The 21,583-nt window shown below is 62.1% G+C and carries 16 protein-coding genes and 1 tRNA gene; 9 read left to right on the top strand and 8 right to left on the bottom strand.

Annotation, left to right across the window (positions count from 1 at the left end):
• Window positions 1–88: 88 nt before the first annotated feature.
• The 4 genes from HRF45_09355 to HRF45_09340 all read right to left on the bottom strand — a co-directional run bounded on the left by HRF45_09355 (window position 89) and on the right by HRF45_09340 (window position 5,428).
• Window positions 89–163, bottom strand: a tRNA-His gene (locus HRF45_09355).
• 660 nt (window positions 164–823) lie between these two features.
• Window positions 824–3,337, bottom strand: a complete 2,514-nt coding sequence (locus HRF45_09350; GenBank protein MEP0766730.1) for a molybdopterin-dependent oxidoreductase — start codon at window positions 3,335–3,337, stop codon at window positions 824–826.
• A 42-nt stretch (window positions 3,338–3,379) separates the two neighbouring features.
• Window positions 3,380–4,147 carry a 4Fe-4S dicluster domain-containing protein gene (locus tag HRF45_09345; GenBank protein ID MEP0766729.1) on the bottom strand — a complete coding sequence of 256 codons (768 nt, stop codon included), beginning with the start codon at window positions 4,145–4,147 and terminating at the stop codon, window positions 3,380–3,382.
• A gap of 120 nt (window positions 4,148–4,267) precedes the next feature.
• Window positions 4,268–5,428, bottom strand: coding sequence for a hypothetical protein (locus HRF45_09340; GenBank protein ID MEP0766728.1), 1,161 nt, complete (start codon window positions 5,426–5,428; stop codon window positions 4,268–4,270).
• Between the two features lie 246 nt (window positions 5,429–5,674).
• Here HRF45_09340 and HRF45_09335 point away from each other — a divergent pair, with 246 nt between their 5' ends.
• Complete coding sequence (locus tag HRF45_09335) at window positions 5,675–6,232, top strand: hypothetical protein (protein ID MEP0766727.1); 558 nt, start codon at window positions 5,675–5,677, stop codon at window positions 6,230–6,232.
• A 13-nt stretch (window positions 6,233–6,245) separates the two neighbouring features.
• Here HRF45_09335 and HRF45_09330 read toward each other — a convergent pair whose 3' ends face one another.
• A complete protein-coding gene (locus HRF45_09330) occupies window positions 6,246–7,637 on the bottom strand; it encodes a hypothetical protein (GenBank protein ID MEP0766726.1) in 1,392 nt (463 codons plus the stop codon).
• A gap of 71 nt (window positions 7,638–7,708) precedes the next feature.
• Between HRF45_09330 and tdh the strand changes: the two genes are divergently transcribed.
• Complete coding sequence (gene tdh / locus HRF45_09325) at window positions 7,709–8,764, top strand: L-threonine 3-dehydrogenase (GenBank protein MEP0766725.1); 1,056 nt, start codon at window positions 7,709–7,711, stop codon at window positions 8,762–8,764.
• Between the two features lie 169 nt (window positions 8,765–8,933).
• Here tdh and HRF45_09320 read toward each other — a convergent pair whose 3' ends face one another.
• Window positions 8,934–10,112 carry a DUF4097 family beta strand repeat protein gene (locus HRF45_09320; GenBank protein ID MEP0766724.1) on the bottom strand — a complete coding sequence of 393 codons (1,179 nt, stop codon included), beginning with the start codon at window positions 10,110–10,112 and terminating at the stop codon, window positions 8,934–8,936.
• Between the two features lie 12 nt (window positions 10,113–10,124).
• Window positions 10,125–10,517, bottom strand: a complete 393-nt coding sequence (locus HRF45_09315) for a DUF2089 domain-containing protein (protein ID MEP0766723.1) — start codon at window positions 10,515–10,517, stop codon at window positions 10,125–10,127.
• Window positions 10,518–10,770: 253 nt separating this feature from the next.
• Between HRF45_09315 and cysE the strand changes: the two genes are divergently transcribed.
• From cysE to HRF45_09290, 5 genes are all read left to right on the top strand, one after another.
• Complete coding sequence (cysE, locus tag HRF45_09310) at window positions 10,771–11,454, top strand: serine O-acetyltransferase (GenBank protein ID MEP0766722.1); 684 nt, start codon at window positions 10,771–10,773, stop codon at window positions 11,452–11,454.
• The gene (locus HRF45_09305; protein ID MEP0766721.1) at window positions 11,451–12,863 is read left to right on the top strand and encodes a cysteine--tRNA ligase; all 1,413 of its coding nucleotides are present in this window, start codon (window positions 11,451–11,453) and stop codon (window positions 12,861–12,863) included. The genes cysE and HRF45_09305 overlap by 4 nt, the downstream gene beginning before the upstream one ends.
• Before the next feature lie 26 nt (window positions 12,864–12,889).
• Window positions 12,890–14,287 carry a VanW family protein gene (locus HRF45_09300; GenBank protein MEP0766720.1) on the top strand — a complete coding sequence of 466 codons (1,398 nt, stop codon included), beginning with the start codon at window positions 12,890–12,892 and terminating at the stop codon, window positions 14,285–14,287.
• A 362-nt stretch (window positions 14,288–14,649) separates the two neighbouring features.
• On the top strand, window positions 14,650–15,771 hold the full coding sequence (locus tag HRF45_09295) for a hypothetical protein (protein ID MEP0766719.1): 1,122 nt from the start codon (window positions 14,650–14,652) through the stop codon (window positions 15,769–15,771).
• Window positions 15,772–15,875: 104 nt separating this feature from the next.
• Complete coding sequence (locus HRF45_09290; protein MEP0766718.1) at window positions 15,876–16,706, top strand: class I SAM-dependent methyltransferase; 831 nt, start codon at window positions 15,876–15,878, stop codon at window positions 16,704–16,706.
• Between the two features lie 4 nt (window positions 16,707–16,710).
• Here the strand turns inward: HRF45_09290 and HRF45_09285 are convergent, their stop codons facing one another.
• On the bottom strand, window positions 16,711–18,411 hold the full coding sequence (locus HRF45_09285; protein MEP0766717.1) for an alpha-L-fucosidase: 1,701 nt from the start codon (window positions 18,409–18,411) through the stop codon (window positions 16,711–16,713).
• A gap of 163 nt (window positions 18,412–18,574) precedes the next feature.
• Here HRF45_09285 and HRF45_09280 point away from each other — a divergent pair, with 163 nt between their 5' ends.
• Both HRF45_09280 and HRF45_09275 read left to right on the top strand, forming a co-directional pair.
• Window positions 18,575–20,398, top strand: coding sequence for a protoheme IX farnesyltransferase (locus HRF45_09280; protein ID MEP0766716.1), 1,824 nt, complete (start codon window positions 18,575–18,577; stop codon window positions 20,396–20,398).
• A gap of 431 nt (window positions 20,399–20,829) precedes the next feature.
• A complete protein-coding gene (locus HRF45_09275) occupies window positions 20,830–21,576 on the top strand; it encodes a cytochrome c3 family protein (protein MEP0766715.1) in 747 nt (248 codons plus the stop codon).
• The last annotated feature ends 7 nt before the right edge of the window (window positions 21,577–21,583 follow it).

The following is a 21,583-nucleotide window of genomic DNA, read 5'->3' as shown; positions in this document are numbered from 1 at the left end:
CTTTCGGCTTGGCTGTCAACTTGGCTGTCAGGAGGGCAGGAATGGGTCGCCAAAGAGCAGCTGGAAGCTCACATTTGAACCTGAATCTTGGGGCGGCGAACGGGTCTCGAACCCGCGACCCCCTGAGCCACAGTCAGGTGCTCTACCACTGAGCTACCGCCGCCATCAACGCTGCACTTCTCGCCGCTCGACGTCAGGCAATTCGCAGCAACAGGAACCCGGAGCCTCGTCCTTCCGACACGCCCACGGGGGGTGGGTCGAAGACCGCGTCCGACCTCACGCTGGCCCGCCAAGCAGTCAATTCGCTGCCGCCACTTCTAGGTGGTGTGGTGCGAGGCAGAGGAGGCCCCGAAGCCCGCCGATTCTACCCCGCAGCAATCACCCTGTGGCAACATTAGGCCGGGCGCCAAAGACAGCCGCCGGAATCAGTGGACGGGCTGGCCACGTGCGCCACGTGACTGGTCCCGCATGCTGGTTAGCGAGGCAGGTTCGACACACCGCCGCCCCCGACCCGCTGCTGCGTCAGCCGTCCGTTCGCGACTCGCACCGAGCAGCACGCTTTCGCGTGCAAAGGCGCGACCTCCACCGGCCACCCGAAGAATGATCGACCGAGGCAACGAAGGGCAGACGTGGTTGTGCAGCGCGTCTACTCGGCAGCGTCGGCACGGTTTGGAGCACCGAATGCGGCTTGCCCCGCCCCTCCGTACCGCTTCGCGGCGGACTTGGGGCAGGCGTCGGCGTCTATCTGCAGCCGCAACTGCCAGGACCGACACCCGGGGTATCACGTGCACTTACGCAACACCCCGGCGCGTGGGCCGCGGTACTACGGTATCTTCACTAGCTTAACGCATGCTTCCTTGTGGAGTGCCTGTCCCGACAAAGGGTCGGCCTTCGCCGGACGCAGGTAGGAGTCCGAGGTTCCGCGCCCCTTGGCGTTTCTTCCTAGCGCAGTATGTCCGAAGCCGTGTTGTAGACCTACGACCTCTGGGTGGATACGTTCGGAAACGAGTACGGTTGCCTTGGTGCGACCGTGTGGTGAAATCACCATCACTGCATCACCCGTCTTCAGGCCGTGCTTGGCCGCGGTACTCGGATGGACTACCAGCGGATTGCTCGGCTTAATCTCGAGTAGCAGTTGGTTGTTTTGGGTGCGTGAGTGCGTATGGCTCGCTTCCTTCCAGTTGATAAGGTAGTAGGGATAATCCGCGGAAGGTTGCCAATCTCTTGGCTCGTACGCGGGCAGAGGGTTGATCGGCTTGCCCGTGGCATCTACTTTGCCGTCGAGGCTCTTGGAGAAGAACTCGATTTTCCCACTCGGGGTTCCGAAGCCCTTCACTGCACGACTACCAACGACTGTTCCGATCCGCTTCCCACCGCTGTCTTTGGGCTTATCGTATATTGCGGTTCCCTCACTGTTGCGCTCGCCGTCGAACCAGGCATTCTCGAGCTGCGCATCGGACAACGGCGCACCGTACTTTTCGTATGCAGTGCCCTTCGGCGAGACCCACACGGCACCTGCAAGCTCCTTTAGCTGCGAAAGGCTGATCTTCGGGGCCCCCTGGAGCAGCTCGTTGGAGAGGTAATCCTCGTACCATGCTGTTAAATCGCTGATCGGTTGCTTCGTCGTTGGCCCAATCGTGAAGAAATCCTTGCCTCCACCGTCACGGAGCCCGATTCTTCGACCGAGTGCAACGACGGTCTCGTACTCTGCGAGTTGGCCGAAAATGGGCTTCACAACGGGCTGTCGTAGACCCAGCACTGGCCAGGTGACCCAGTGGGTGTTCAGATCGTATCGCTCCAAATAGGTAGTTCCTGGCAGCACGTAATCTGCGAATAGCGCCGTCTCGCTCATCATGGTGTCAACGACAACGAGCGTCTCCAGTTTAGCAAGAGCCTTGGTAACTACCTGACTCCCCGGTACCGCCATCATGGGGTTCTGGAAGATGCACATCAGCATCTTGGGCTTGTAGGGACCCTTGTCCTCCGCTAGGTTCTCGAAGAGCTTGCAGTACACACCGGAGCTATGGCCCAAGGGATACTGGCTCAACTCGTCGAACCTCGGCTGAGACAGGGTGCTCTTTGCCACCTCGTCGGGCACGACTTCTACGTGCTTGTTGCCCTGCTTGTCCGGAATGATCATTGTGCCTGGCCGGTCGTAGCCGCCGATGAGTGCGGCCAGTGCCGCAATGGCTCGTCCGCCTTGGACCCCGTTGCTGTGCTGGCCCGGCCCGCTCCAAACGTCTACGCATGCTGGCTTCGTTGTCGCAACCTCGCGTGCCAGTCGCTCAATCGTGTCCGCCGGGATGCCTGTGATCTCTGCCGCCCAGCCAGGCGACTTGTCACGAACGTGCGTAGCGAACTGATCGAAGCCCGTGGTCCAGGTCTTCACAAACTGCTCGTCGTAGAGCCGCTCAGCGATGATAACATGACACATCGCGAGTGCCAACGCACCGTCAGTGCCGGGGCGAATCGCAACCCACTCGTGCGCCTTTGCTGCAGTGTCGGACAGGTACGGGTCCACCACGACCAATTTCGCACCCCGCTCGATGCCTCGGGTGAGGATGCGAGGCAAATACACCCACTTGATTGCGCTGGTCGGGTTCCAGCCGAACAGCAGAATGTACTTCGACTGAATGAAGTCCGCGATCGGTCTGTCGTGTCCCATCACCGACTTGAAAGATGCCTTTCGAGCTACGTCGCACAGGTTAGAGTGCATACCGTAGTTCGGTGTACCGTATAGCTTGCAGAAGTCTTGCTGGATGTGGGTGAAGGAGTGGTCTTCACTGATCCATAACAACTTATGCGCTTCGCCGGCATCACGCAAGCCTTTCATCTTCGCAGCGATCTCCGAAAGCGCCTGGTCCCAGCTGATCTCCTGCCACTTCGGGTCAGCGCCCGGGAACTTGTCCGGATTGCCACGTTTCAGCGGCGTTTTCACGCGGTCTGGGTCGTAGAGCTGCATGATGCCGGCGTGCCCCTTCGCACAGATAGAGGCACCTTCCGAACACCCGTACTGCTCCGTGTACCCTTCGAAGAAGTCCGTAGAGATGTTCGAGTAGTTGTTAGGGTTCCAGTGGTTGGGTTCGATCTTGGTCACGATCCCGTCTATCACCTGGACCAGTATGCCGGACTGTCCCCCGCACATGTTGCAGCAAGTGGGGATCCACTCCCCGGCCTCACGCCCCCACTGTCGCCGTCCCTCCGCATTGCGGGAGTGCGATCGGTTCTCGGGCAGAACAGGGTCTTGGGTTCGTCCTGCCACGGCTCCCAGTGTGGCAGCAGCGGTCGCGGTCTTCAAAAACATCCTGCGACCGATCTTCTCATCATATACGTACATCGTGGTTTCCTCCCCTCTCACTATGAGGTCGCGCGTTTGTCGTTACAGCAGGTAGTAGACATTCGGCTCGAGACCGAGTGACTCATGGAGTCGCACCCTCTTTCGGCCGGACATGAGGAGCCTCGATACCTCGCTGTCCGGATCGTTGAAATCGCCGAAGTGGATGGCGTGACCGGTGCAGGTCTTGGCACAAGCCGGCCACCGCCCTTCCTTCTTGGAGTACATGCCGTTCTCATCCTGAAGATGCAAGCAGAACGTGCACTTGCGCGCAGTGTAGATCGGTGGCTCGTCTTCCTTGCGCAGCCGATACTGATCGTACTCGGGTGAAGGCACGCGTGCGAACACCTCGCTCGACTCGAAAACGATGTAGTTGTCGCCTTCGTCGAACGACCTCGCCCCATACGGGCATGCTTCCACGCACGCCTGACAGCCGATACATAGATCGTAGTCCACGACCACGATCCCGTCCACCGCCCGCTTGTACGTGGCAGCCTTGGGTTTTACGGGGCACACCGGCAAGCACGCCGGCTTCTCACAGTGAAAGCACGGCTGCGTCAGGAAGACAGGCCTGTCATTACGCATCTTGCCCAAGTAAGTCTCCGTCACCTTGTTGTATGCCACACCAGGTGGCGTCCTGTTTTCCATCTTGCACGCCGCGACACAAGACCGACACCCCACGCAACGAAGCACATCTATCACCATGCCGTAGCGTCGCTTCGTGCGAACGGATGACGCAGTGTTGGTGATGCTAGAAGCAGCCTTGACGACAGAGGTCGCGCCGAGCGCCGCCGCAAGGGCTCCGGCTCCCATCTTCAGCAGAGTGCGGTTCATCTCACGACGTGTCATGACGGTGTCCCGCGAACGAGGACCCCCTCGTGCGCGGCTCTCAGGGGCCGCAGTGGAAGAGTGCTTATCCATCATCCGTCTCCTTTAGAACTTTATGTCGGCCCGCAACGAAATGCGTCGCTCGTCGGGCTTGCCCGCTCCGCTTGCATACTCCACGGTCTCGTAATCCAGTAGGGCGAGCACATTCGAGCTGAACCGGTGACTGACACCGACAATCCAGCGCTCGACGTCGTTGTCTGCTATCTCGTTGTCGGGGTCTAGGTTGTCGAAGCGCGCTAAGATGTCCCACTTCGCCGCGTCGGCCCCTCTGCCTAACACGCCTACATTCAAGACACCATATACCGAGTAGCCCCGTGCATCGGAAATCTGACCGGATCGCGCTGCGAGGCTCGGGTATCGAGCTTTCATCTTGTCTGCGGGGTCGGACGCCCACAGGTACTCCGCCCCAAGGTAGACCGAGCCCGCCTTCCGATAGCCGATCTGCCCGATTGCGCGCTCGCGATCGCGCGGCCCTGCGCTTACGTCGTCGTACGCACCGGTCGAAAAAAATCCAGACACGAAAAGGTTCTTGACCGCCTCAGGGCTCTTCGCGAATGGGTACACCGTAGCCCGAAAGTGGAAGTCCTTGTGCTTGCCGCGCTCTGGGCTCTTCCAGCCTTCTCCGTTCACGAACGCCCCGTGCCAACTGCCGTAGCCGTCTGGGATCGTCCCGCCGAAGCTAAGTCCGAGGTCCGTGGAGCTCAAGTAGCCGGAGCGGTCCGAAAACACCGTGCCCTGCACGCGATAGCCCCAGAGGTCTTCCTGGAACGGTACCCAGGGCTGCGGTGCCTGCCCAACGCGCACGAAGCCCGTGCGATAGAGCGCATCCGTGACCTCGAAGAAGAAATACTTCGTCTGAACGTCCATCGAAGTCGAGACCTTCTCGAGGTTGCCGTCGGACAGACGATAATCAGCATCACGGATCTCGCCGCCCTCGAGCGTGTATTGCACCGTGCTCTTCTCCGAGACTTTGGACCTGAACGTCAAGTACACCCGGTCCACGGAGAACTCGTTGAAGTCGTCCTTGGAAGAGTCCAGCTCGTAGCTGTACCGAAGGAACGCGCGTCCTGAGATCGAGATCCGGTTGACCCAGTCCGGGACAGAACGATCCGTGCTGCCACGATCTTGCGCCGCCGCTGCGGTGCAAATGCTCAAGGCGAGCAGCGCGAGCGAAACGCCCGTGCTCGCCTGTCTCTTACTTCGCATGACCTTTGCTCCTGTAATGGGGGGTTCACCGGCAGTCAGGTCTTCGTGGGTCCTGCCCGAGCACCCTAGTATGTGAAAAATATAATTATCTAGTCATGCCAAAGATTCCTGCTTATCCTACGATTTCTTCGTCGAGGCTCGGTGGCACCGACAATGACGCATCTCCGGCCTTCGCGGAACCGAAGATCGGCTTTCGCGTCCAATTACAATGGATACAGCATTACCGCAATCTCCGGGAGGTGCGAAGTGAGACGAGGCATCGCAGGGGTCGGCTTACTGCTCATCGGTCTCATGGTGGCTCATGGTCAGGCGTTCGAGCCGGTCGGTCCCAACACGATCATTCAGGACAACCGCTGGGGCCCGTATACCGTGGACATAGTGCCCGGCCCGTTTGATTTGGAAGAGGCGAATCGGCGGGCGATTGCTGCCGGCTGGCTGTCCGACCCCTACCTGCGGAACATCGTGCCCAGGATGTCCGAGACTCTGGATGTCGAAGTCGCAGCGGATGGCAAGCTGTCCATCGTGTGGGACGGGCGCAGCGAGTTCCTCAGTGGGGCCTACGTTGTGCTTCTGGACAAGAGCAAGAAGGAAGTGCTTCGGCACCGTTTCGAGAAGCTGCCGATTTCGTTCAGCAAGGAGCCGCCGAAGGAAGCAGCATACTACCGGCTCGTCCTCACCTACGTGAACGGCGCGGTCAGTACCTTTAGCGGACCCATCCTGGTCCCCGCGAAGTCGGGCACCGAGGAGAAGGCGACCTCGAAACCGCCCGCGGTAAAGGACAATACCGGTTTGCTCGGGCCGTAAGCGTCCTAGTGACTCAGCGTTCCAGGGCCTCTTGCGCGCTCTGGGCTCGACCCATCCATAGTTCCTGAGCGAGTGTCAGGTCCACTCCGGGCCGCAGCGTTTGGCGGGCGAGGACCAGCATGCCGTGCAGGCGCCCGTTTCGCCCTCGTGACACCACGACTCTACCGTCCGAGGCGTCGTGCTTGGGCCAGTGGACGGCAATCCCATAGTGAGTACGGCCCAGCTTCAATGTCATTGCGCAGCCGGTCTCCGACTCGGCGTAGTCGGCCGGCTCAGCACCATCCGGCAGGCAGATGCTCGGGCCTTGTAATCCGGTCAGCCGGTGTGCCTCTTTGGCTTCGTATCGGCAAAACAGCGCCAGTCGCGAGCGCTCCGGCCTGGGAGTGGCTGAAATGACCCATGCCGCCCACTGGTCGTGATTGCTCATCGTGAGCGACGTGCCTTCGACCCGTGAGCGCTTGCCGTAGAGCGCGCGCGGCGGTTCCCCTGGCTCGCCCACCGCCGTCGCCAGGGACCTGACCCATCCCGCGAAGTGCAACGGATCACCCAGCTCGAACTGCCCGGCTCCAAACCCCAGTTCGGACCGAGGAAGAACCACGCGGAAGCTGGCCGTAGCCACCGAAATGATCGAGCGCCGAGTCCATACGCCTCGATGTCGAGGCTCTGACCGGATCGGCGGATTGCTAGCAACCACGTCGGTACCGCACTCGACCGCGATGCCTCCCCCACGGACGCGAACAACCGCGCCGAATAGCCCCGGCTCGTATGGTGCGATTCCCCACTCCGCGACCGCACTCTCTCCAGGAAGCAGGTTTGGCAGCGTTTTCTCTGGTTCCACGCCGGGGGCAAGTAGCTCGCGGCCTGCGCGCAACTCGGCGACCGGATGCTCCAGGGCCTCGCTCCCCGTGTTGGTCACCACGCACCGGAGCCCCGCCACCCGTCCGACCTGTACCACCGGCTGTGGGGTATCGAACTCGGAGACCGCCAGTCTCGGCCCGACCGCTTCAAAGCTGATCGAGCGGAGGGCTAACGAGCCAGCCAGCGTGCCGACGCCGACGATGGCGTATCTGGCCCATCGAGGAGCGTCCACTTCCTGCACGCAATGCAAAGAGACTAATGGTATGGCCGATCCTGCGGTATCAGAGGCTCGTTCACCGATCCAGGCTACCCGCAAGGCTGCGCTTCCTTCCAGGCGCTCGGCATGAGCACCGAGCCGGTAGGTCGCACCGGGTACCACCTCGATGGGGCTGGACGTGATGACCGCAGGCTCCGCTTCGTCACTCAACAGCACGAGAAGCCGGGCGCCTCCCGAACGCACCAGTGTGGCACCCTTACCCATCGTCTCCCAGCCGTTCAGGGCCTCGCGAAAGTCATGGTTGGGCAGAAGCTGCCGTCGTCGCTCCACAGATCACATCTTACAGCATTCGGGTGTCCTTCCCGGGCCCGTGCCGCCGCGGTTCAGCGACGGCGAGTACAATGGGTGCAGAAGGAGAACCGATCCGCGTGAAAGCCATTGCCAAAACGCAGCCCGCCCCCGGCTGCGACCTTATTGATGTCCCCGAGCCCTCCGTCACCCCTGGCACAGTCAAGGTCCGAGTTCAGAGAACGAGCATCTGCGGGACCGACTATCACATCTGGAAGTGGGACCCCTGGGCCGCCGGTCGCATCCGCCCTCCACGCGTAATCGGCCACGAGTGGTGTGGCATCGTCGAGGAGGTCGGCGAGGGTGTGGAGCGCGTTCGCGTAGGCGACTTCGTTGCGGGAGAGTCGCACATCGTGTGTGGTGAGTGCGTGCAGTGTCGGGCGGGGCAAGGGCACGTGTGCGCTAACACGCGCATCATCGGGGTGGACATCGATGGGTGCTTCGCGCCCTGGCTGGTAGTGCCGGAGGCCAACGCGCGGGTTACCGATACCACCGTGCCACCCGAGGTGGCTACCGTGCAGGACCCTCTCGGCAACGCGGTGCATACCACTCTGGCTGGACCGATCGAAGGACGCAGCGTGCTCGTTCTCGGCATGGGACCCATCGGCCTCTTCTCCGTGGCGATTGCTAAAGCCTGTGGCAGCGGTAAGGTCATCGTCACGGAAGTTAGTGACTATCGGCTAGCGATGGCAGAAGCAGTGGGTGCTGACCTGCTCCTGAACCCAACAAGAGATGACGTAGTGAAGCAGGTGTACGATGCCACGGGCGGCGTCGGCGTGGACGTCGCACTGGAGATGTCGGGGCACCCGCAGGCATTCGAGCAGGCGGTGGAGTGTACGCGTGCGGGCGGCCGCATCAGCATGCTCGGCATCTTCCCCATGAACCTGACAGTGGACATGGACAAGGTGATCTTCAAGGGGTTGGAACTGCAAGGTATCGTGGGGCGCAGGCTGTGGGAGACTTGGGACCAAATGGGCGAGCTTCTATCATCGGGCAGGCTCGATATCCGCTCGGTGATCACTCACCACCTGCACTACACCGAGTTCGACAAAGCGATGGAGCTCATCACGAAGGGCGAGTGCGGCAAGGTCGTCTTCACCGTTGACTAACCACTATACCGGGGCGTCCCACTCGAGATGGTGGGCGGTACAGACGTGGCGGCCGGCGGGAGTTCACCCCCCGCCGGCCGATCTTAGATGGCTTGCAGCACCGAGGGCACTGTTTCCAGCGAACATTACGCCGACATGTACTGCACCCCGGCCACCAACTCCAGCACTGCTACGCCGACGACTTCATCTCCAGCGAGACGTCGCCGCTAATGGCGCTGGCGTCCAGTGAGCCGTCGCCGTCGCCCAGCGTGCCGGTCAGGCGTTTCTCGGACCGAATCTCGTCCCGCAGCGACACGCCGCTGGATACCTCGCCGCTGATAGAAGACAGAATCACCCGGCAGGACGACCCATCGGGCGCAGCGATGTGAATGTCCCCGTTCACGGCCCGCAGGTTGCACGCGCCGTCGAACGGTTCTGCGAACACCACGTCCACGTCGCCGCTGATCGCCTCCGCCGAGATTGCATCGCCCGTCACCTTGTTCAGCGAAAGGTCGCCGCTGGCCGTGCGCACATTGATGTTGGCGTGCACTTCGTTCAGGCTGATATCGCCCGAGCGCGTCTCCACCGTCATCTGCGTGCCATCGAACTCTTTGACGGACACATCGCCCGAGGTGGCGACCACAGTCAGCCTATCAGCTGCGCCACTGATGGAGCAATTTCCACTGTGTGTGGTGAGCTTCACGGCGGCACGCGTGTTGCGGATTTCGACATCGCCCGAGGCAGTCTTCACGTCTAGCTTGACGCCCGCGGGCACATACACCTCGAGATCGGTGTGCACGGTGCCGGAACCCTGTCCGGGGATTTTCAGCACGGCTTCGTCGCCGGTCTGCTCCAACAGCAGTGTCCAAGCATCGGCCCGCCTGCGCGTTTCCTCTTCGTCTTTGCCGCGGATCTCGGCGCGCGCAACCACCTTCGGATCGGAGGAGCCTCCGATCACCTTCACGTCGCCGTTTGGCAGATCGAAGCGCAGGGTGGCGCCGGGCTCTATGTCCAGTTCCAGTTCCTGCTTCTTCTCCTCGGTGTGGCGGCCGAAGAGGTTCTTCCAGTCGCCGCGGCCCACTTGCTCCAGGTCCGTCTTGATGCGGTCCCAACCGGTACGCGTGGCGCTGCGGATCTTCTCAGCGATTTCGGGCCAGTTGACCCTCTCCATCGCGTCACGGGTCACGCGATCCACGGCTTTGAACAGTTCGTCGAACGTGTCGCGGCGAGCCCCTTCCTCTCGCTCTTCTCCTTCGGCGCGCTCGGTTCGTGAGCCGGCGGTGATGGCCTCAATGAGGTCGCTCGCCTCTTCGGGGGTCAGCTTGCCATCTTGGACCATCTGCGTGATACGCTGTATCTCTTCACGCATCGTTCTCTCTCCCTATTTCAGGTTGCGCAGCGCGGCCGCTGCTTCGTCCGGGGCGATCTCGCCCTTTTCCAACTTGTCGAGGATCTCCAGCCGAGCTTTGGCCTTCTCGGCGGGGCGCACATCGGATTCCTGTGCAGACGCGGGCGTCAGACCCAACGCCTCGAGTAGGGCGTCCAGACGCGAGCGCACGGTGGGATAGGAAATCCCGAGTTCTCGCTCGACGCTGTTCAGCACGCCTCGGCAGCGAAGGAACACCTCCAAAAAGTTGGCCTGGTCCTTGTCCAGTCGCTCGAATCGAGACGGCGCGAACTCGCCTCGCAGCACGGAGTGGCAGACGTCACATGTCAGTTCCGAAATATGAAAGGCCCCGTCGCACACCGGGCACTTGCTGGGTTGCTTGTGCATCTCTCAACCCTCCTCTGCACAATCATAGATCGATACATGCGAAAAGTCAATCTGGTTGCAGTCTATTCCTGAAGATTTGTGGACTTTGGGTTGAGATTATGCATTCCCTCCCCTCCTTCGCAAGGGCGAGGGTTCGTTCCGGGCGGCCGAGAAGGACCGGTGGGTGGGCAGCAGGTCCCGGGACGCGTGCTACCGGAAGCAGGGCCAAGCACGTTTCGATTGGTATACTTCCTGCCTTCTCAGAGGCTAGCGAATGAACATCTTCCGCATGGCGGCCGAAGACATCCGAACCGTATTCCGCAAGGACCCGGCGGCGCGGAACCTCCTCGAGGTGCTCACATATCCTGGTCTTTGGGCCATCTGGCACTACCGAACGGCCCACGCGCTATGGCGCCTCGGTCTGAAGACACTGGCAAGAATGTACTCCAACATATCCCGCAGCCTTACCGGCGTGGAGATCCATCCCGCGGCCAAGATCGGGCGACGGGTGTTCATCGATCACGGCATGGGAATCGTCATCGGCGAGACGGCCGAAGTGGGCGACGACTGCCTCATCTACCACAGCGTCACCCTGGGCGGGACCTCGCTGGAGAAAACCAAGCGCCACCCCACCATTGGGAACAGCGTCCTGATCGGCATGGGCGCGAAGATCATAGGACCCGTTACGATTGGCGACCATTGTAGAATCGGTGCGAACGCTGTCGTGAACAAGGACGTGCCGCCGAACTGCACCGTGGTCGGAGTACCGGGACGCGTCATAATCCGCGACGGCGGAAAGGTTCCGCAGGAGGAGCCGGTGATGGACAACGTCCTGAACCGCTTGGACCCCGAGGACGAGACCATTCTCGAACTCGCGGAGCGGATCAGGCAACTCGAGCAGAGACTCGAGGACGTTGCCGAAACGAACGGCCGCCGTCCGAGGTTATGGCGCAAATAAAGATCTACAACTCGCTGACCCGCACCAAGACCGAGTTCGTCCCGCGTGATCCAGGCAAGGTCACCATCTATGCCTGCGGCCTCACGCCACAGGCTCCCGCGCATCTGGGACACATGCGTGGCGCGGTCTTCTTCGATGCCGTTCGCCGCTGGTTCATCCACCGAGGGTATGAGGTTGAGTTCGTCCAGAACTTCACCGATGTGGACGACAAAATCATCAACCGTGCGGCGGAAGAAGGTATATCAGCCGCGGACGTCGCACGCAAGTACGGCGAGAAGTACCTCCACGACCTCGAACAGCTCGGCGTCATCCCGGCGAAGTGGGTGTATGTCACCGAGAACATGGATTCCATCATCGAGATGGTTCAGCGCCTTATCGAGAAGGGATACGCATACGAGCTCGACGGTGACGTGTATTACTCGGTGGAGAAGTTCGAGCAGTACGGAAAGCTGTCGGGGCGCAAGACGGACGACATGATCGCAGGCGCGCGCCTGGCCGTGGACGAGCGCAAACGTGACCCGAAGGACTTCGCTCTGTGGAAGGCAGCCAAGCCGGGTGAACCCAGTTGGGACAGCCCGTGGGGCCCCGGCCGACCGGGATGGCACATCGAGTGCTCCGCCCTAAGCATCAAGTATCTCGGCCCGGGCTTCGACATCCATGCGGGCGGCGCGGACCTGAAGTTCCCGCACCACGAGAACGAGATCGCGCAGTCGGAAGCCTATCTGGACGGTCGTCCCTTCGCACGCTACTGGATGCACTGGGGGCGGGTAACCCTCGGCGGCGAAAAGATGTCCAAGTCCACCGGCAACGTGACCGCGCTCCGCGACGTGGTGGACCGGTATTCGCCCGGCGCCATCCGCTTGTTCCTGCTCGGCACCTCGTACACCTCGGAACTCGAGTTTGGCTACGACCGCGTGGACCAGGCCGAGGCGGGCGTCCGCCGCATCCAGAACGCGGTTCGCAACGCAGTTAGGTGGCTCGGAGACAGCAAGCCGGAGCCGTCAGATGCCGCGAACTCCTATATCGATCGCTTCTCGGCCGCTATGGACGACGATTTCAACACGGCACAGGCGCTGGCACCGCTGTTCGAGGCAGTCAGCGCGCTAAACCAACTGCTCTCCGAAGCACCGAGCCCATCGGAGGACCCGGACGCGGCTAGATCAGTCGTGTCGCTGCTCGAGGCGATACGCTTCATGACCGGCATCCTCGGGTTGCCTCTCGACTCGGGTGCCAACGCGCACTCGGACGAGCTGATCAGTGGTCTGATTGAGAAAGCGATTGCATGGAGAGCAAGGCTACGACAGCAGAAGCAATACGAACTCGCCGATATGGTTCGTGAGGACCTGAAGCAACTGGGCATCGTTCTGGAGGACTCGGCTACTGGAACGACCTGGAAGCTGGAGTCGTAGGCGAAGCTAGGTAGAGTGGAACAGTCGTGAAGCGATATCTGCTGTGGGGTCTGTTGTGCGTGGCCTGTGGCGCCGTGGGCGGTGCTGCTGGGCTGGCCCTGGTGGCTCCGCGCTTCCCCAGCAGCACCGTCATAGCGGACGTTCCGGTGGGTGGCCTGACCCGCGACCAAGCCGAGACCGAACTCCTTCGCCACTGGGAGTCCAGGCTTCGTGAGAGCATACGAGTGTCGGTGCCGGACGTCACAACGCCGACTATCTCCGTTTCTCCATACGAGGTTGGCCTTCGAGTCGACGCAAGAGCCTCCCTGGACGCAGCGACCCGGCGAGTGAAGATGTTCCGGGTACCGGCCAACCGGCCTGGCAAGACCATCTCTGCCGAGGAGTGTTTGCGCTGGGTGGTCGAGGACCAGCCGTTTGCCGATTTCGTCAAGAAAATGTCGCGCTATGACCGCCCGCGCGGCAAACCGCGCATCCTGTACGTGGATGGCGCCATTTCGGTCGTGCACGGCGACCCGGGCCGCGCATTCGACCCAGAGGAAGCGCTAAGGCGGCTCGAACAGGCTGTCTACACGCGTGCGCGTATCGTCGAGGCACCGTTCGCGCCGCCCGAACCGAATGAACGGGACAAGGCGCTTGCTTCCATCCGCTACGAACTGGCAAGCAAGACCACGAGCTTTCGCGCAGGACAGACCTCCCGGAGCCACAACATCAAGCTGGCGGCAGAGGAGATCAACGGCGTGGTGCTTCTGCCGGGAGAAGTTTTCTCGTACAACACCGTCGTTGGCAAGCGCTCTGCCTCACGAGGCTTCCGGATTGCCCCCATCTTTGCCAACGGGCGCCATGTGCCGGGGATCGGCGGGGGCGTATGTCAGGTGTCTTCAACCGCCTACAATGCGGCGCTGCTTGCCGGCCTGAAGATTCGAGAGCGCCACAACCACCAGATGGTCGTCGGCTATGTCCCCGTCGGACTCGATGCGACCGTCGACTTCGGGAACAAAGACCTGAAGTTCGAGAACGATACCGGCGGGCCCATCGCACTCGTAACCGAGTACAAGCCAGGACGGCTCACGGTGCGCGTGCTGGGCTCGAAGCCACCGAGCGGACTTACCTACAAGCTGGTGGTGACCGACAAGATATCCTCTGGCTACACGACCAAGACGATCCCCGATCCGTCGCTCGCTCCAGGCCAGCAGAAGGTCGTAGAGAAGGGCGGCGCAGGATTCCGCTGCGCGGCATGGCGCTACGTCTACGATGGGGACAAGCTGGTGCGAAAGGACTTTCTCGGGCGCAGCCGGTACAACCCCTCGACTCGGATCGTGCACGTCGGCCCCCGCCAAGCGGCTCCCACGACGCCGGTGCAGGTTGAACCGGAGAAGGTCACCCCCGAGCCCGTCGTGTCCCAGGCAGCGGAGCCCAGCAACTAGCCGGGACCTCCCGCAACTACAGACCCACAACGTGATGCGTCCGCTCGAAGACCTCATTGGGATCCACGATGCGGACGCATTTCTCCACTCCGAGAGTGTCGCATCCTCTGCCATGCAGTTCACCGAGTGGGCCCGTTACCACCGACCGACTGAGAAAGTGATGCAGGGCTCGCACGGGACTACGCGGCAAAAGAAGAGACGATGGCATTATAACACGGCATCGGCCCGGAGAGCCCTGGTTTGACTTCGGTGTCTTCGCCCGTGCTACACTCTTCGCCCCGGCGGCGTTTCGGGTGCCCCACTTGCGCAGGGCGGTGCGAAGGCATCGTGCCGCGACACCCCAGGGAAGTCAGGAGGATCCGTTGGGAACCGCATATACCCCGGGCCTGACCGTCAGCGGTCAGGCCGTAATCCGCAAGACCCGTCTTCTTCCCATCAAGGGCCAGGTGCTGGTTAAGGTCGGCGACCAAGTCCAGCCCGACCAGATCGTGGCCCGTGCAGAGTTGCCCGGCATCATCCAGACGGTGAAGTTGGCCGAACTGCTCGGCGTCGAGTCCAAGGAGGTCCACAACTACCTTCTGGTCAAGGAAGGGGACAAAGTTACCAAGGGGCAGCTTCTCGCGGAGACGAAGGGCTTCTTCGGTCTGTTCAAAGCCAGTGTAACCGCTCCGTGTGACGGTACATTCGAGTCGCTGTTCAAGGCATCCGGTCATATGGCGCTCCGCGAGCCGCCCATTCCCATCGAGAAGACGGCCTACATCATGGGCCGTGTCGTGGAGGTGATGGAGGGCGAAGGCGCTGTTATCGAGACTGAAGGAGCATTCGTACAGGGAATTTTCGGAGTCGGGGGCGAAAGGCACGGATTGCTAGCGGTGCCAGTCGAGGGACCGGATACGATCCTCGAGCCACGTCACATCTCCGAGGAACACAGAGGAAAGGTGCTGGTGGGCGGCGCAGGCGTGCTTGCCGATGGCATCAAGCGGGCGGTCGAGGTCGGCGCGTTGGGCATCGTGTGCGGGGGCGTTAAGGACTCCGACCTGATCGAGTACCTCGGCTTCGACATCGGTGTCGCCATCACGGGTCAAGAGAAAATCCCCCTGACGCTCATCATCACTGAAGGCTTCGGAATGCTGCGTATGGCCGATCGCACCTTCCGGTTGCTGAAGTCGCTCGAAGGCCGCGATGCGGCAATCAATGGGGCTACGCAGATTCGCGCCGGCGTCATCCGACCGGAGATTATCGTGCCGTTGTCCGAGCCGCGTGGAGCCGCTGAGGTCGTAGAGGACCAAACCTTGGAAATCGGCAAGCCGATTCGCATCATCCGCGAGCCGTATTTCGGCGCTCTCGCAACGGTCACACAGCTCCCGCCGGAGCTGCGCGAGATCGAGTCCGGAGCCCACGTTCGTGTGCTGTACGCCAAGCTGAATCAAAACGGCGAGGAAGTGGTTGTCCCACGCGCCAACGTGGAAATCATCGCGGAGTAGCGCTCGCCAGGCAAGAGGAAACCAGATGCGCAAAGAAGTGCAGCAGATGCCCGACGGCCGGATCATCATCTACTACTGGCAGGAAGACGAGGAAGAGAATAGCGGTGAGAGCGACTCGTGAAAAATGGCTGGAGCGCCAGCGCCGCTGTTGGGACTTCGCCGCTTCCGGCTGCCTCGAACTCGCCGATTGGCTAGAACACCATTACAAGCCCATCACCTCTACCATGCTGCGTCTGGCTCCGCCACCCCAGGGCGGCCGCATTCTCGATGTCGCTTGTGGCACGGGCGGCCTGACCAGAGTACTCGCAGCACACGCAGCCTACGTCGTCGGCACGGACCTAGCGCCGGAAATGGTTGCCGCAGCAGAGCGAGCCTGTGAGGACCTACACAACGTCGCGTTCGAGGCCATCGGTGCGGAGGACCCCGTGGACACGCCCCGACCTTTCAACGCGGTCTACTCCAGGCTGGGCATCATGTTCTGCGCCGATGTCGGGCTGGCCTTGCAGCGAATCGCAGAAGTCGTGCAGCCCGAGGGGACGCTATGCATCGCAGTCTGGGGACCCGCTAGCCAGAACCAGTGGTCCGAGGTCCCTTCGCGAATCCTCATCGAGCATCAGGGTCTCAACCCACCCGGGCCAGACGACCCCAGCGCCTTCCACATGGCCGACCCGGACGCCGTTCGGGCTGCGCTCAGGGAGGCAGGTTGGCGCACCTATGCACAAGAGCCGGTGCTCGTCCCGGGTTGGGAAGACGGCGGTCCCGAACAGACCTGGGAGCGCCTTCGCGCCACGGCCGGACCCATCGGGGCGCTCTTCGAGCGCACACCGGAGGACGAGAGGCCTGCACTCCGGCAGCGGATTCTCAGTGCACTGGCCGAGGTTCCGTCGGGAGGCCTAACCGGACTCGCATGGGTTCATGCCGCACGGCGGTCCTAGCCCCTCAGTCTGCGGGTGACAACCTGACGAGCTGAAGGTTCATCACCGCGTTCCCCGGCTTGCTCAGCGGGCGGACCTCCAGCGTCATCGTGCCCGGCGTCCGGAGATCGATTGCGCCCAGCGTGACCGTCCGAAACGCCGCCCAACCGCCGGTGCCGCCCACTCGACCGCGCACCGTCGCTTCGCCCACGCGCACCTCGTACTCGGAACCTGCCGAGCCGTCTTCGCACGCATACACTACCTCCACCGTATAGCGGCCCGGACGCCGAAGCTCGAACAGCCACTGCACCCTATCCTTCTGCGATGTCCAGAAGCCGATGTTGTCCTTGCCATCGCCTTTCTCGTATCGTGCGCTTTCACCGAGGATCTCTGCTTCCGCAGCTCGCAGAGTCACTACTCCGCTCGGCCTCTGCAGGATCGGCACGGCTTCTACGACCACCCGCCCTGCCAGTTCCAACACGATCACGCTGTTCACCGGGTCCGGCGCGGCGGACGGCAGGAGGAGATCAACCCCGCTAGTGTGGGCCGTCACTGGTATGGGCACGCCGTTCGCGAGCAACCTCGCCCGGGCCACCGGTGTCTTCAACCCGGGAACCGTCAGGCGGCCGCTGGACGGCCAGTCGAAAACGTGCAGATACAGTTTCCCGGGCTTCGTGGTGCAGCGGCCCCAAGGCAGCGAGCGGAAGGGGCTAGGGCCAGTGCCGTATATGGCCTCGCCGTTCCGCCGCAACCACGCGCCCATGGCACGCAGCCTCTCCACGCTCGGCTCGGGGATTAGGCCTTCGGCAGTGGGGCCCACGTTCAGCAGGAAGTTCCCACCCTTGGAAGCAGTGTCCGCCAACATGCGGATGAGCGTCTCGGTGGACTTCCAGTTGTGATCGTGCAGCTTGAAGCCCCAGGTGTCGTTCATCGTCATGCACGACTCCCAGTCGAAGGGAAGGCCCGTGCCGGGGATGTATTGCTCCGGCGTGTCGAAATCCCCCACGCCACCGGCACCCGGCATCATCCGGCTCTTTCCGATGCGGTTGTTGATGATCAGGTCCGGCTGCAGGCGGCGAAGCTCGGCGTAGAGCTCGGCGCCCTGCTCCGGCGTCCACTCGGCAACCCACTCGCCATCGAACCACAGCACGCCGAGCGGTCCGTAGTTCTCGATAAGCTCGCGAAGCTGAGCTTTCATAACGGCCACATACTCCTGCCACCGATCCTTGTTGGCATCCGGGTGGTGCCAGTCCATGATGGAGTGGTAGAAACAGAGGCGAACTCCGTGTCTTCGACACGCCTCGGCCAGCGGCTTCAGCAGATCGCGGCCGTAGGGCGTGGACATCACGTCGTACTCGGTGTGCTTGCTGTCCCAAAGACAGAAGCCGTCGTGGTGCTTGGAGGTGATGACGATGTACTTCATGCCTGCTTCTTTGGCCAGCCGAACCCATGTGTCGGGGTCGTACTTGACCGGGTTGAACTGGGTCAGCAAGGGCTCGTACTCCTCGCGCGGGATGCGCTTCGTGTACATGATCCACTCACCCGCGCCAGGAACCTGTTCACCGTTCCACACGCCGGCAGGCACGGCGTACAGGCCCCAGTGGATGAACATGCCGAAGCGCGCTTCTCGCCACCAAGCCATCCGCTTGTCGAATTGCTCTCGGGTTTCCGAGAGCGGAGCCTGAGCTACTAGCGCCGCAACGAGCGCCATACACGCGAGGTTCATGTCCTGCCTCCTCGACCCAGCGGGTCGTTGTGGATTGTGGCACCACTGGGTCCGGCTTGCGCGGCGCCGAACTCGATAGGTAACCTTCCTCGGTTCGCTTCGGTCGGCGGGGGCTTAGCCGTCTGTTCCAGTCGTCCGCAGTCCGAGGACGATGCGGGGTTCAATGAGAAGGGTCCAGTTCCACCACTTTGCGTGGCTGACGCTCGCGGTTCTCCTTGGCGTCATCGCTTGGGGGGCGTACGTCCGTTCCAGCGGCTCGGGGGCGGGCCTGGGTAACCAGTGGCCCTTCTGGAGCAATGAAGGGATTGACCCGGACAAGGCATTCCACTTCTTCGTGGAGCTGACCCACCGCCTCACCAGCGCGCTTTCCTTCTTCATGGTAATGGCTCTGGCCATGTGGTCACGGCGGCGCTTCGCTCCTCGTCATGCCGGCAGGCGCTATGCGGGGCTTGCGCTCATCGTGATGGTGATCGAAGTGCTGCTCGGCGCGGGCCTGGTCAAGTTCGATCTGGTCGAAGACAACGCCTCGGCTTTCCGTGCTTTTGCGGTCTCGCTGCACCTCGCCAACACCTTCCTGCTCATCGCACTCGTGGCCATGGCGGCTTGGCACGGCGGTGCAGAACGCAAGGTCGTCGTGCGGGGGCAAGGCGCGGTCGGTTGGGGACTGTGGATCGGCATCATCGCAACTCTGCTGCTAGGAGTGAGCGGTGCGCTTACCGCCCTTGCCGACACGCTCTTCCCGCCTGCGACCATGGCTCAGGTGATGGAGCAGAGCGTCCCCGCGACCTCCCACTTCCTCATGCAGGTCCGGGGTGTCCACCCGCTCCTTGCAGTCTCGGTGGGGCTATACCTGATCCTCGTCGCCGGCCTCGTCGCTTACTTGCGACCGGCCGACGAAGTGCGTGCCTGGAGTCGTGCACTGGTAGGGCTGGTGCTGGCGCAGAGCGTCATCGGCCTAGCGAACATCGCGCTGTTCACGCCGCACTGGCTTCAGATGGTGCACCTGGTCGTTGCAGACGCGATGTGGATCGTGCTGCTGCTGTTCTCGGCATCCGCCATGCTGGAGCACGTTCCTCGCACAGAGCACTCCACGGACGTGCCGCCTGCTCCCGAGACCCCTACAGCGAGTAGGGCGACATGGCGTAGCTACCTGCTGCTCACCAAGCCGCGTGTGATCAGCCTGCTGCTGTTCACGACGGTTGCCGCGATGTTCGCGGCGGCGCAGGGCTGGCCCGGGAGCGGCTTGCTCCTCGCTGTGCTCGTCGGTGGCTACATGGCAGCAGGCGCAGCCAACGCGATCAACATGGCCATTGACGTTGACGTGGACGCTCGGATGGGCCGCACGTCCAAACGTCCCACCGTCACGCGCGAGGTCCCGCCGACCAGCGCGCTCATCTTCGGCCTGGTGCTCGCGCTCCTGTCGTTCATCATTCTCACCTGGGCGGCCAACCTCCTAGCTGCGATGCTTGCCCTTGCCGGGCTCGTGTTCTATGTGATCGTGTACACGCTGGTGCTGAAGCGGCGGACGTGGCACAACATCGTCATCGGTGGCGCTGCGGGCTCGTTCCCTCCACTGGTCGGATGGGCTGCGGTCACGGGGAGCCTGAGCCCGCTCGCATGGCTGCTGTTCGCTATCGTATTCGCCTGGACACCGGTGCACTTCTGGGCCCTTTCGCTGCTTATCCGCGATGACTACGCGCGGGCAGGCATCCCGATGGCCCCGGTGGTTCTCGGCGAGCGCCTGACGGTGGTGCAAATCGGGTTGTACGCTTTACTCACTTCTATCATCTCGCTTCTGCCGCTGGTGCAGCGACACACCGGTCTGGTGTATCTCGGGGTGGTCATCGCACTGAACCTCGTGCTGATCTTGCGCTCTGCGCTTCTGCTGCGCACTCCCGACCGCCCCCACGCCCTGTCGCTGTACAAGTACTCGATGCTCTACCTCGCCCTGCTGTTCCTCACTCTGGCAATAGACCGCTCCCTCTGACCGTCCAGTTCCTCGGCGCGATAGTCTCTCCGCGCCATCAGCGCAAGAATTCGGGCCCCAGGAAGCAGGCACATTGCTAGACAAAATCGTCGCTCTCCGCGGTCCAGCATACTTAGGTACCCAGTTTGCGGGTTTTGGCGCGATTTGCGGATATTTCGTTTGCATAAGGATTGGGGCATCGGGTATGGTCCCACGCGGAAGCCCTCGGCGGGGTTTCCTTTTTCTGGGACACGTCGAGGCAGGACCAATGCTGCGACGCGACCGGGGAGCAGACCTCCGGGGCCAGCGCGTCGCGACGCGGGGGAAGGAGAACGGGTACGTTGGGGTGCTCGCTCGGCAACCGAATGCTGTCGGATCGAAGTCGGAATCTGGAAAGGATTGCAGGGGGTACTGCTCGCTTGCACGTGAGCGGGCTGTTCTAGGTTGGAGCGATGGCACAGATCTTTCCGCCCTATGCCAATACTCTCGCGAAGGTGAGCGTGACTTTGCTCGCAATCGCGCCCCTTGGCCTCATCTTCACGCTCTCGGCCATCACCCGCTCGCCCTACCAGACCAACGTAGACGTCGCGCTGGATCAGCCGGCACCCTTCAGCCACAAGCACCACGTGAACCAGCTCGGCATCGACTGCCGGTACTGCCATTCTTCGGTCGAAAAATCGTCCTTCGCGGGCATCCCGCCGACCCACACCTGCATGTCCTGCCACTCGCAAGTGTGGACCAACAGCCCGCTGCTGGCCGTAGTGCGCGACAGCTTCAAAGACGACGTGCCCATCGAGTGGAACCGCGTGAACAAGCTGCCCGAGTTCGTCTACTTCAACCACGCTATACACGTTGACCGAGGCATTCACTGCAACGAGTGCCACGGGCCGGTTCAGGCCATGGACCTCACCTACAAGGCGAAGGCCTTTACCATGGTGTGGTGCCTCGACTGTCACCGGAACGTCGAGAAGCACCTGTACAAGGACGAATCGCATCCGGAGCGGACCCCTTCTGAGCAGATCTTCCAGCTCTATCTCAAGCCGCAGCGGGGAGAGCCCTTGTCGCAGCGTGAGCAGGCCATCCTGCGCGGCATTACCTATAACCCGACGCCCGCCGAGATCACCGAAGGCAAGAAGTTGATGAAGGAGTACAAGGTGGATAAGGAGCAGTTGACCGACTGCTCGATCTGCCATCGCTAACGACGAG

This window comes from Fimbriimonadia bacterium (assembly GCA_039961735.1).
In the GTDB taxonomy this organism is placed as follows: Bacteria; Armatimonadota; Fimbriimonadia; order Fimbriimonadales; family JABRVX01; genus JABRVX01.
The sequence above is the reverse complement of the archived record's forward strand: the minus strand, read 5'-3'. Positions and strand labels throughout refer to the sequence as shown.

Coding starts and splice junctions, on each gene's coding strand:
- HRF45_09275 (MEP0766715.1), top strand. CDS start 20,830: ATGGCACAGATCTTTCCGCCCTATGCCAATACTCTCGCGAAGGTGAGC.
- tdh (MEP0766725.1), top strand. CDS start 7,709: ATGGGTGCAGAAGGAGAACCGATCCGCGTGAAAGCCATTGCCAAAACG.
- HRF45_09320 (MEP0766724.1), bottom strand. CDS start 10,112: ATGCGTGAAGAGATACAGCGTATCACGCAGATGGTCCAAGATGGCAAG.
- HRF45_09340 (MEP0766728.1), bottom strand. CDS start 5,428: ATGCGAAGTAAGAGACAGGCGAGCACGGGCGTTTCGCTCGCGCTGCTC.
- HRF45_09280 (MEP0766716.1), top strand. CDS start 18,575: ATGAGAAGGGTCCAGTTCCACCACTTTGCGTGGCTGACGCTCGCGGTT.
- HRF45_09345 (MEP0766729.1), bottom strand. CDS start 4,147: ATGGGAGCCGGAGCCCTTGCGGCGGCGCTCGGCGCGACCTCTGTCGTC.
- cysE (MEP0766722.1), top strand. CDS start 10,771: ATGAACATCTTCCGCATGGCGGCCGAAGACATCCGAACCGTATTCCGC.
- HRF45_09285 (MEP0766717.1), bottom strand. CDS start 18,411: ATGAACCTCGCGTGTATGGCGCTCGTTGCGGCGCTAGTAGCTCAGGCT.
- HRF45_09350 (MEP0766730.1), bottom strand. CDS start 3,337: ATGTACGTATATGATGAGAAGATCGGTCGCAGGATGTTTTTGAAGACC.
- HRF45_09315 (MEP0766723.1), bottom strand. CDS start 10,517: ATGCACAAGCAACCCAGCAAGTGCCCGGTGTGCGACGGGGCCTTTCAT.